The following is an 11,993-nucleotide window of genomic DNA, read 5'->3' as shown; positions in this document are numbered from 1 at the left end:
TGCTTTAAAATAGTAATTTAAATTTTAAGGGGATGAAAAAATGGCAAGAAGAAACCAACGTAATAACACCAACACAGATGTAAACATTGATGTAAATAATGATATTGAAAACGATATTCGAAATCGTTCAGAGTCAGAAGCAGAAGCAGACGTACGCAATGTTGACAGAAATACTAATGTTGCTAGAGCAACTATTAATAACTCAGGTAATTCCCGTGTAGATATTACCTTAAATAGCAGAAGCAATGCACGTGTAAGATCTGAACAAGATCAAGAAAACGACCAAGATCAAAATACTGATATAGATGTAGATTTTTAATTTTCATACAATTGTGGGTGGGATCAATGTATTCCATCCTTTATTGGGATAGGTGAAAGCTTTTCTTGGTAAATTTATTACTTTATAAAAATGTCTTATAATAAAAATTTTCCCAAAAATAGTTTTTTGGGCCATCTTAGTATGCCTATTCCAAACTTCCATTAATGAACAAACTATTAAGAGAAATTAATCCTTTCCTAACTGCATTACGCCGAAGAGGAATTACAGTTACGGCTGTTCATAATCATTGGCTTTTTGAAGAACCAAGATTAATGTATATGCACTGGGAGCGTGTAGGAGATCCGTTTAAGTTTGCTAGAGATAGTTTTGAAGCAGCAAGAGAAGTAGGCTTGTTATAAAAATAGAAAGCCATTTGTGATAATTAATTACGTCACAAATGGCTTATTTCATATTAAATACTGAAACTTTTAGTATTAATTTATAAATATAACTATGTATAGTTTTTCTATTGAAAATAATCGCTTAACGCTCCAGAAGGAGAATAACCCAGAATTTCAAGCCCTTCAATCATGTCTGCTTATCCGTAGGATTTCAAATATGAACGAAATACAAGATTTTATTGTCAAAAGGGAACTGACCTATTCAATCGAAAAAAGGCAGTATTCTCCTGCCTTTTATTATGTTTTCACTATTTAAAATTGAAAACTGCTATTAACTTGCTCGTGTATCCGGTGACAGACTGTGAATTTTACCAGTATTCCTTTTATGCTTCGCTTTAGGTGTCCCATTGCCTGGCGCCTTGATCATCATGGCGATGACAACAGATACAATGCTTAAAACCGCAATCAGCTTAAAGGTAGGGATAAATCCACCCAATGAAGAAGCAATAAATGATCCTGAGATGGCACCAATACCGAAGCCTTGATAAATGATTCCGTAGTTCTTACTTTGATTTTTCAAACCAAAGAAATCTGCTACGATGGCTGGAAATACTGTAATATTCCCGCCAAAACAAAACGCAATCGCTGCCACACTAGCAAAGAACAATCCATAATTCAGGTGGACAAAACTTAATACCGTAACCGCTGCCGCTGTAACAAGCAATGCACCTGATACCACTCGTAATCGGCCTACTTTATCGGATAATGCTCCGAGAATGATACGTCCGCTTGTATTAAAGATTGCTACTAACGCTACCGCATTACTTGCCGTCGCAATATCAAGCCCTGCCATTTTAACACCGATATCCTTCACAATTCCAATCAGGAATAATCCGCTCATGCATGTTGTAAAGAAGATCACGAATAAGAGATAAGCTTCCTTCGTTTTCAACATTTCTTTCACAGTATAGTCTTTTTGAATGCTGCCATTTTGAATTTTCGATTCATGAATTACTTTAGCTTCCCGAACTAGAAATGAACCACCTACGACCATAATCATGACGATTAGTCCCCAGAAAAAGAAGGCTTGGGTAACTCCAGCTGACTGGATGAATGACCCGTTAATGAACTTGAATATCAAACTACCAGTACCGTACGCTCCAACCGAAATACCAGAAATAAGTCCTTTTCTTTCAGGAAACCATTTAATTAAATTTGATAAAGATGTGATATAAGCAGTACCATCAGCTGCCCCAACAATGACACCTGCCAAGATATAAAGCATCCATAAGGATGATACCTGTGAACTAATAATTAATCCTGCACCAAGGACAATGCCGGCGCAAATAAGTAAGCGGCGAATGCCCCATTTATCTTGCAGCTTCCCAGCGAACAACGTGGATAGTGCTAAGGCTAAGCTGGTAATCGAAAAAGTCAAAGCAACTGAATTTAACTTCCAGCCAAAGTGGTCGACTAAGGGCTGGTTGAAAAGACTCCAAGTATAGATAGTACCTAATCCCATTTGTACGATAATCGTTCCTATTACAATTAACCAACGACGATCCATGCTTGCTTTCATTATGATCTCCTCTTTTCTCCCAATAAAAATGATCATTTTCTAATTAGAAATTTTTAATTACCTTGTTGATGTGATCATCATACCATTGAAAAAAGGACAGAAATCGTTTTCAGAATGAAATGCTTATTATTTGGAATGAATGGATATTATAGCTGCATAATTTGTCGGAACGCTTTTACTTTACTTCTGCTTACCGGGATTTCTGCATTCAGATCTTTAAGACGCAGTAGGTAGGTTTGATTAAACCATGGCACAATTTCACGGATTTTTGTTAAGTTAACTGTATACGATCGGTGACAGCGAAAGAACATGTCTTCTGGTAGATGGGCATGAAACTCCGTTATACTCATCTGCATCGTATACTCTTCATTCAACGTATAAACCAATGTCACCTTTTCACTTGCTTCCGCATAATAAATGTCATTTACATCCGTCACAATAATTTTATCGTTCTTTTTTAAATTGATTCGGTTTGAAGACTTTGCATGGACCTCCATTTCTTGTACTGGAGCATTAGGCCTACTGTTTAGGAAATTACCCTGTGTCTGATCTCGTTGATAAGCAGCCTCAAGCCTGCTTAACATCGTTGCCATCCGCTTTTCATCATATGGCTTGAGGATATAATCAAAGGCTTCAAGCTCAAACGCTTGAGCAGCATGTTCCTTATAGGCCGTGGTAAAGACAATATAGGGCCTTTTCGTAAATTTGCTAATGGTGCTAGCCAGCAGCATCCCATCAAGTGATGGTATATTAATATCTAAAAAAATCACATCTGTTTCTTGCTCCTGCAGAAATTTTAAAACATCTAAGCCATCATCAAAGAAATGAGTGACTTCAATTTCACTATAAGCTTCAATTAAGTACTCCAATTCTTCACGAGCTGGAATTTCGTCTTCTACAATAATCGCTCTCATTTTTTCTCCTTTACCATATCAAAAAAAACTTCTGTTCCTGGTGATAACCGATGAATCACCAGACCATTTCCATAGATGAGTTTGACGCGCTGATGGACGTTATACAAGCCGATTTTGTTAGCCGGTACCGTGTCATGCTGCACATGGTGGATGACATCTTCACTAATTCCTGCACCCGTATCTTTCACGCTAACTCTTATTTTTTCTCCCAAATCTTTAACTGCAATCGTCACCACGCCAGGGCCTTTTTTCTTTAAGATGCCATGAATGATAGCATTCTCCACTAACGGCTGGATAAGAAGACTTGGTATGTTTACATTCACTTCGTCTATGTCATACTCTACAGTTAAACGGCTGCCGAAACGGGCCTTTTCAATTTCTACATAATCACGGACTTGCTCCAACTCTTTATGAATATCAATCAATTCATCACTTACCTCTAAATTATAGCGCATATAACCAGATAGATTGATGATCAATTCACGGGCCTTATCCGGATTCCTTCGTGTCGTGGAGGCAATGGCATTAAGGGCATTAAACAAAAAGTGCGGATTAATCTTTGTTTGAAGTGCCTTCAACTCTGCCTTATTTGCTTCTGCCTTTATCTGTTCAATCCGTGAAACCTCCATAAGTGTAGAGATGATCTGAGAAAGTCCGATCGCCATTGTCTGAAGCGAATAAGTCATCTTATAAGCTTTTCGATAGTAAATTTTTAATGTTCCTGTCACCTCTCCATGTTCTTCAAAAGGAACAATCAACAGAGAGTGAATTTGGGGCGTATGGTGATCCGCGATATGATTCCGAATGATGAATTTGCCCGTTCGGATCGCTTCTTTTGTCAATTCACTAATGATTTCCTGTCCAGTCACATATCTTTCTTCCCCGAAACCAACATAGGCGAGTACAGTTTCATTATCTGTAATGGCAACCGCATCGGCCTTGATATCATTTTTTATAATACTGCAGATTTGCCTTAAGGAATCCGTATTGATGGAGCGAAAATAAGGCAGAGTCTTATTAGCGATATCTAATGCAAGCTTGACGTGTCTTGCCGCAATCGTTTCCTTTTCACCTTCCACACTCATGACCAGTAATACAATCAGACCGATGTTTAATTCTCCGGCAATCATAGGGAAGGCTATCTTAGAAACGATGTCCAAACCAAGTGAAAATGGTTCAGCCAATGCAAGAATCAACAGCATGGTTAATACTTCACAAAACATCCCAGCCGCAATTCCATAGATCCAACGTAAGGACCTCTTTACTCTTCGGTTAATGTAACCAGAAACAATTCCCGCAATTATACTTGTGATTAAGCATGGGACCGATGTGACCCCGCCAATATCAATTAAATAGCGATGTAAACCCGAAACGACGCCAGAAATGATACCCACCCAAGGTCCAAACAAAATACCACCAGACACAACCGCGATGATCCTGGTATTCACCAGTGAACCTTCGACATTGATCCCTGAATAGGTCCCAAAAATAGCAAATAAGCAAAACAAGACGGTAATCACAAGCCGCTCTGTCAGAGAATGACGATCTTTTTGAAGAGATTCCTTAAATCTCGGAATCCGAATCATGAAAAACAGACAAATCAACAGCAAGGCCGCTCGTTCAAATAAATGGATCAGCATTTCTAATGATGTATTCATGGAAAAATCCTCTCAAATTACGCATCGATATTTTGGTTGATGAATGTTCTTCTGTACCTTTATTTATTTTGTGCAAGTACGTTCCATTGTAAAAGTCTGCCTCGTGATTGAAGGCAGACTTAATGATTCAGAGATATATTATCTCCCACAACACTTTTTATATTTCTTGTTACTTCCACAAGGACAAGGGTCATTCCGACCGATTTTCTGTCTGGTTGTGAAATCCACAATCTTCGCTTTAGGATTTGGGTATTGCTGTAATTTTTGCTGCTCATAGGCCCTCGATAGCTCACTTGGTGAATACCCTTTGAGGAACCATTGCCTCGTGTTATTCATGAGATTTACGACTTTGTCCAAGCAGGCCTTCGCGATTTCTATATTTTCGAATTCTAGTCTGCTTTGCAGAAATTGAAGAATATGATTTGGGCTCTCCCCGATGTTGGTCGCATAAACGCATTCTTCTACCATTCCCTCTGCTTCTTGCCTGCTCATTTCATAGTTTTGAATTAAGAAATGAACAAATTGAAGATAGCTATCATTTCGTTCGATATATCCGGGTTCACCCGCTCTAAGTAATTGCTCTTTAGAGAATGGGAAAAATGCCAGATCTTTTCTGGCTTTGTGTTCACCTCTTACTTTTTCTGAATCCAAGACTCGACTATTGGAAAAGCCTAACTGATCCAATCTTATTTGCTCGTAGTAGGAGATAGCATGATTGATGACTGATAGATAATCGGAAAGTCTGATAGGTTCATTCATGTATTTTTCTAGCAAATCATGCAGCTCAGTGAGGGTTAAAGTACCATAATAGTAGAGCAATCCTTGTGTAAGTTTGATCCATTCTGTATTACGTCTGCTAATGGTGATTAATGGCTTGTGGTTGTCTCGGATAAACGGATTCTGACCCAATTCTTCAGGTATTGCAATGACTTTTTTGCCTTGGAAAGTTCCTGTGAAGATGATCCCAATGCTGAAAAAGTAGTTTAGTTGATTTGCCGTTAATTTTGGCGCTTCCATATACCCGCCATGATGGACTAATTTTTTGATTAAGTTGAAACGCTCTTGGTCCAGATACATGCAAATCTTTTCAAGCGAAAGTGGAATCTTTATACTTAATACGTCTATTAATTCCCCTTTTTTTAGCTGACTAGCGCCTTTTATCTCTAAACGTTTCCTGATAGCACTTAATTCATCTTTAGAAAATCTCGTAAGTACATCGTTTAATGTTAACGGGATAAAAATATCACTCCACATTTTTAATTCCCGTTTCTGCTGATTCTTCCACGTCATTTCTCTTAGATCTTCTAAAGCGCCTTGTAATTTTTCATAAGTTTCTTTATCGATGCTGCTAGTATTCAAGTTGTTCACCTTCTGAAAATAGTAGTTTAATGTATTTTTGAAATTGCTATATGTAAAAAAGAGCTCGCCTTTTTAGATGTTTATTATATCAGAAAATAGTTTTAATAATAAACTGTTTCATCTATACGCTATCTAAGGCTTAGTTTCTAAATGTTCCATTGCATCACGCAAGTATAAATCATTTTTAGGTACGCTTTCTGCTTTGACGGGAGATTAAAAAAGCATACTAGGTTCTATATTGGTTAGAATAAGTGGGAAAAAACGAGATGATGAGGTGTTGCTATGAAACATAAAGTTTTGCCAAAGAATGAATGGAACGAAGCCAGAAAAGATCTTCTACAGAAAGAAAAGGAATTTACGAAGTTGCGGGATGAACTTACGCAACAGAGACGAGATTTGCCGTGGGAAGCTGTCAGCAAGTCTTACACATTTGAGGGTCCTCACGGTAAGTTGTCACTAGCAGACTTATTTGATGGAAGAAGTCAACTGATAGTATACCACTTCATGTTCAATCCTAGTTGGGAGCAAGGCTGCAAACATTGTTCTTTTTGGGCGGATCACTACAGTGGGATGATTCCTCACCTAAATCACCAGGATGTCTCTTTTGTCTGTATTTCCCGTGCACCCTTAGAAAAGTTGGAAGCATTCAAAAAACGTATGGGTTGGACATTTCCTTGGTATTCATCTGGGCAAACAGATTTTAATTATGATTTTCAAGCATCTTTTACCGAAGAAGAAGTAGAAAAGGAACAAGCATTTTACAATTATACAATGCAGAATCCTATGAGTACCGACAGGGAAGGCGTAAGTGTTTTTTACAAAAATGAAGGTGGAAATATATATCATACATACTCGACTTATGCGCGTGGCATTGACATGATGAATATAACATATCAGTTTCTCGATCTGGTGCCGAAAGGTCGACAGGATGATCGCGGACTGCGGCACCATGATCAATATGTACCAAAAATATAAAACTAGGCGGGGGAGTACCTCGCTTTTTTGTCGTTTAATATAATTTCAGTGTTAAACTAAACTCCCGAGCTTAATAAAACTCCACGAGCTAACGACTATGTTTGATAACTTGAACCTCGCGATCTTAAATTCCAAAAAAAGTAATTAAAACTGATTGTTATAAAAAGCCGGTTCTATGAATAACGGGTACTTAAAGTCTCTGTTTAAATTATTTATTTAGGTATCCATTTTATTTGTAAAATACTTACTCAAAGTAACAAAATCCAATTTCCTTATTTTCATCCCCTAATATTTTACATAGTAGCTGTCAATCAATTGATTAAGTACAACATTTTAAAAACAGTCTTGATAATCCCCTGTTCGTACCCTAAAAAAGGATTCAGAATTATACTTCTATAGCTGTGTAAACATTGGTATTATAGGGTTTTTCAGCCCTTTTAAGGATTACACACTTTACGGTAGTCAGAATGGTAAGTCATCATCATTGATATTAAAGTGATTTTTGTTTTTTTTGGATTGTAGTATAGGCGACGTTTCAGAATCTTCTTCCATTTCCTCTCTTGTTAAACCAAAGGGCACTCCGTTTTCGGTATATCCCGCTACAAAGTAAAACATATCTTCCCCAAAATCTTCTACCTGCTCTTTGTCAAGCTTCCATTTCTTCTTCTGTTTTTGTCTTGCCTCAAGCGATTTCTTTACCTGCTCTTTGTATGACTGTTTAAATTTATAGACCAACATTTTTAGTTCTATAATGGCACAGTATAGGTCTACTCCAAACCAATTACTATATCTCTTTGCAAGGTTATTACCGTTGTTTTGTTCAGCCCATTTTTTAGCATTCTGAAGACAATCTCTACGATTATAGAGTTTCCTTCTTGGGGTGTTATTTGTATTATGCTTCTTTTTTGCCACACTAGCTGCTTTTTTTCGTACGGTTTACATAATATCATTATAGTCTACTTATTCATCATTCTGATGTTTACGTTATTCTGTCAAAAGTTTCTCTAAATAACCTTGGGGATATGCTCTATGATATATTGGTAATTATTACTATTCTATCATTGATTTTCCGATACTACTATTTGTCGATATGTTTTTCTTTCTGGAGCCTTTGTCCATTCTTTTTTCCTATAAAAATAGTAGTTCAATTTGGCTCAATCATATTTTTAGCCAAACTGAACTACTTTATCATGTATTGAATTCCTACTACCGTTCTCTGTACATCTGCCTGAAGATTTATTCCAAGGGTCCTTTTGGAACTTGCTCTTTCGGTGGGGTAAAAATTGCACTCTACCACAACCGTCTTCCGCACGATATTTAATTTCTAATCAGAATAATCAAAAAATTCATAACAGACAAATCTTTTATTTAATAACTTTTTAACATAATAAAATTTATTTCTTATTAGTAATTAACCTACTTTCACACTTTTAATGCTCAAATCAATTAATTTTCCCAAAATTCCCACGTTTTAATGGTTTTTTTTGGCTCTTAACTTACTGTATTTACCGTTGGTTGCTCAGTTACTTTAGGGTTATTTTTACTGGACGGCAGTGAAAATGCAATGACTCCTGCGATTAAGCAGCAAATGGTTAAGAATAAGAATGCACTTTTGTAAGATCCTCCTGACGAAGCAATCAGAGCTCCCATGATCATCGGGGAAAAGATACCTGCTGCTTGACCTCCGAAATTTATGATACCAAAGGCAGTACCTACTACCTTCTGTTCCATAACACGGTGGGGCAGCGTGAAGATAAAGCTCATGATAAAAGAAGTAAAAATAAAAGTAATACACTGATAGATAATCACCTGGCTAATACTAGTAGCTAGCGTCATCAGATAAAGAAATACTCCCATTATAAAAATCCCAACGATGACTCCATACTTGGCATAAGAACCAAACTTATTGATGATTCTTCCACTAATCACCATTCCTACTGCCATGAACAAGCTAGGTATGGCGCTGATAAGTCCTACTGATTTGAGATCAATTCCCAGAACCTGCATTAAGTAGGTAGGCATCCATGAAGAGAGACCCCAGTTTGTAATATTAATAAAGAAGAAAACAAATAGAACCTTCCACAAATAGGAATTTCGAAGAAGCTGTTTATATTCTTCTTTATTAGGCTTATGCGCGGTATCCGAACCAGTGTATTCACCTTTAGTTCTAGTAGCTAGAAGGAAACAGACAACTACAATAATACCAAGAAGTGATACAACCCAAAATACATGACGCCACCCCAACAAAGCTAGTAAAGGAGCACAAATAATAGGGGCAAGTGCACCACCCAGCGCATTTGAAGACATCATGGTTGATTGAGCTTTCGTCCTTTTAGCAACCGGAAAATAATCAGATATGGCTTTGGTGCTAGCCGAAGGATATCCTCCTTCCCCAATTCCAAAAAGGAAGCGAATCAGAATTAACGAGGTTAGTGACCAGGCTATGCCAGTAAGTGCTGTAAATATGGACCAGAATAAAATAGCAGTTGTGATAACCCTCCTTGATCCGAAGCGATCTGCAAGCCATCCACCCGGAATTTGCATCAAAGCATAACCCATAAAAAAGGCACTTAGAATTATTCCCAATTTTGACGCATCAAGCGATAAATCTTCGCTAATTTGCACAAGTGAAAGACTTATAACTGTTCGATCAATGTACGATACGATCCAGCCAAAAAAGAGAACTGACAATATTATCTTGCTATTCGAGGCCCTATTTTTTTCAACCATTACAACACGCTCCTTTTCATAACTCTTCTACTATACATTTACTCGATATACTAGATGTCCAAGATATTTTAGGTAGAATGGGTCGTTGTATTGGAATCATTATTTTTTCCATGCCATTCTACCTACCCCTTATACCTTGAAATCATCATTTATTTTTAATAGAGTTCCTTTACATGTAAATTACATTGTTTAATAATTCTGTTACAATTAATGTTTATATTATAGTGATAATTCAATCTTATATTACTGTCACTGAAAAAAGCTCACTATGTTTCACAGGTGGTTTAATCTTATCCGGAATACCTGGCTTGTAAGCCTCACCTTTAGTACTAGCTGTAAATTCTGCTTTTGCTTTTTCAAGAATACCATCTTTATTCAGTAATAATTCGTAAGCAGAAGATGCCATTAGTTTAGCTGCATAATGCATTCCTTTCATGCCAATGGATGATCCAAAAGAAGCTGTTGCCTGCCATGTATGGAGCTGGACTCCTAGAGGTGCGCACGTTGTCATAACTTGTCCGAGCGGTGTAATCCATGAGACATCTCCTATGTCCGATGATCCACCCATGGTTTTACCAAAATCCTTCTTATCATTATAAAATCCAGGATCAAGTATTTTATCATCTGCACCAATGGCTTGGTGTTTAGCAGCGGCCAACACAGATGGATCAACTTTTTGGCAGAGCTCTTGAGCAAATGCCTCTTCTTCTTGCGTATAGACGATTGAGCCAATTGATTCAGCTTGCTGATACATGAGATCATTTAGAGTTTCATTTGGCAATGTATCGTAGCAACCAGATTTGATTTCCCATTTTACGGAAGTCTCGGTCATTAAAGTCGCTCCCTGCGCCACTTTTATTAATCTCTCCGTTAATTCATCCACCTGCTCACGATTCTCACCGCGTAAGAAATAATAAACACTTGCAGCATCAGGCACTATATTAGGAGCCATGCCCCCGTTTGTAATCTGATAATGGATCCGAGAACCATCTGGTACATGTTCACGTAAATAGTTGGCACCTACATTCATTAACTCGACAGCATCTAAAGCACTGCGTCCAAGATGTGGAGCTGCTCCAGCATGGGAAGTTCGACCAGAAAAGAAAAATTCAATCGCCGTTAATGCCTGCATACTGAAATTCGCCGTCACATTGTTCGTTCCCGGATGCCATGTCAGCGAGCAATCCAAATCATCAAATACCCCAACGCGAGCCATAAACGTTTTCCCGGAGAGTAGTTCTTCAGCTGGACAACCATAATATCGTATCGTTCCAGGCAGCATTTCTTCATCCATTTGCTCCTTAAGAGCCATCACAGCTTCCACTCCTGCCGTTCCTAATAAATTGTGTCCGCAGCCATGACCAGGTCCATTCTGGACTACTGGGTTACGTTCAGAACTTATTTGTTGTGACAAGCCTGGCAGTGCATCAAATTCACCCAGAATACCAATTACTGGTCTATTTGATCCATATTCTGCAATAAAAGCTGTTGGTATTCCTCCAATATTCGATTTTATCGTAAAGCCCGCTTCCTTTAAAATCCTTTTTTGTAATTGAGATGCGAAGATCTCTTGATAGCCAACCTGTGGATTTTCCCAGATTTTTTGCGCAACATCTGTAAATCTTTCTTCATTTTTACTAATCCAATCTAACAATGTTTCCTTACTCAAATTTTACTCCTCCTAAATAATTATTTTCCTATCAGCATTAAAGAAATGTGTCACTTTTTATGCTGATGTTGGGTTTATTAATTACAGGACAACCCTTTGGCAACAAAAAAAGGACAGAAGAAGGTAATGTTTCTACCTTCTCTGTCCTTTTACCTGAAAGTTTATCCTGCAAAAAAGCAGATCCCCTTTGGTGGCATATTAAGAAATATGCACTCTCCAGAGTTACGTCATGTAATGGTTCTCTTTACCTGAGAGATTTATTCCAAGGATTTTATGGAATTTGCTCCTTCGGCGGCGACATTCGTCACTCTCTCCCAATACAATCAACCGTAAAAATATTCAATTACTCTATGTAAAGAATATCCTAATGTAAAATAGAAAACTAGTAACAGGTAAGATAATCTAACATAAATTTTATTATTCCTATACTGTTACAATTTCCTCAATTC

Annotated in this window: 10 protein-coding genes and 1 riboswitch; of the genes, 3 read left to right on the top strand and 7 right to left on the bottom strand. The window is 37.6% G+C overall.

The features are described 5' to 3' along the window. Window positions 1–40 precede the first annotated feature (40 nt). Both COD92_RS19570 and COD92_RS19565 read left to right on the top strand, forming a co-directional pair. On the top strand, window positions 41–319 hold the full coding sequence (locus COD92_RS19570; RefSeq protein WP_098530721.1) for a hypothetical protein: 279 nt from the start codon (window positions 41–43) through the stop codon (window positions 317–319). Between the two features lie 164 nt (window positions 320–483). Continuing rightward, window positions 484–678 (top strand): DUF1259 domain-containing protein, encoded by a 195-nt coding sequence (locus COD92_RS19565; RefSeq protein WP_306418553.1) that lies wholly within the window; start codon window positions 484–486, stop codon window positions 676–678. A gap of 313 nt (window positions 679–991) precedes the next feature. Here the strand turns inward: COD92_RS19565 and COD92_RS19560 are convergent, their stop codons facing one another. The 4 genes from COD92_RS19560 to COD92_RS19545 form a co-directional block, all read right to left on the bottom strand. Then, window positions 992–2,239 (bottom strand): L-lactate MFS transporter, encoded by a 1,248-nt coding sequence (locus COD92_RS19560; protein WP_098530720.1) that lies wholly within the window; start codon window positions 2,237–2,239, stop codon window positions 992–994. Window positions 2,240–2,385: 146 nt separating this feature from the next. Continuing rightward, a complete protein-coding gene (locus tag COD92_RS19555; protein ID WP_098530719.1) occupies window positions 2,386–3,153 on the bottom strand; it encodes a LytR/AlgR family response regulator transcription factor in 768 nt (255 codons plus the stop codon). Continuing rightward, a complete protein-coding gene (locus tag COD92_RS19550) occupies window positions 3,150–4,811 on the bottom strand; it encodes a sensor histidine kinase (protein WP_098996487.1) in 1,662 nt (553 codons plus the stop codon). Before COD92_RS19550 ends, COD92_RS19555 begins: the two co-directional genes overlap by 4 nt. Window positions 4,812–4,949: 138 nt before the next feature. Beyond that, window positions 4,950–6,170: an SEC-C metal-binding domain-containing protein gene (locus COD92_RS19545; RefSeq protein ID WP_098530717.1), complete on the bottom strand. Its 1,221-nt coding sequence runs from the start codon at window positions 6,168–6,170 to the stop codon at window positions 4,950–4,952. 282 nt (window positions 6,171–6,452) lie between these two features. Between COD92_RS19545 and COD92_RS19540 the strand changes: the two genes are divergently transcribed. After that, window positions 6,453–7,145 carry a DUF899 domain-containing protein gene (locus COD92_RS19540; protein ID WP_098530716.1) on the top strand — a complete coding sequence of 231 codons (693 nt, stop codon included), beginning with the start codon at window positions 6,453–6,455 and terminating at the stop codon, window positions 7,143–7,145. A gap of 462 nt (window positions 7,146–7,607) precedes the next feature. Here COD92_RS19540 and COD92_RS19535 read toward each other — a convergent pair whose 3' ends face one another. The 3 genes from COD92_RS19535 to COD92_RS19525 all read right to left on the bottom strand — a co-directional run bounded on the left by COD92_RS19535 (window position 7,608) and on the right by COD92_RS19525 (window position 11,544). Next, on the bottom strand, window positions 7,608–8,057 hold the full coding sequence (locus tag COD92_RS19535; RefSeq protein WP_098530715.1) for a hypothetical protein: 450 nt from the start codon (window positions 8,055–8,057) through the stop codon (window positions 7,608–7,610). A 579-nt stretch (window positions 8,058–8,636) separates the two neighbouring features. Then, a complete protein-coding gene (locus tag COD92_RS19530) occupies window positions 8,637–9,875 on the bottom strand; it encodes an MFS transporter (RefSeq protein ID WP_098530714.1) in 1,239 nt (412 codons plus the stop codon). Between the two features lie 238 nt (window positions 9,876–10,113). After that, the gene (locus COD92_RS19525; RefSeq protein WP_098530713.1) at window positions 10,114–11,544 is read right to left on the bottom strand and encodes an amidohydrolase; all 1,431 of its coding nucleotides are present in this window, start codon (window positions 11,542–11,544) and stop codon (window positions 10,114–10,116) included. A 225-nt stretch (window positions 11,545–11,769) separates the two neighbouring features. Further along, window positions 11,770–11,871: riboswitch (glycine riboswitch) on the bottom strand. Between the last annotated feature and the right edge of the window lie 122 nt (window positions 11,872–11,993).

Source organism: Bacillus sp. AFS037270, from assembly GCF_002585305.1.
Note: the sequence above shows the minus strand (reverse complement) of the source record. Positions and strands in the feature narration are given on the sequence as shown.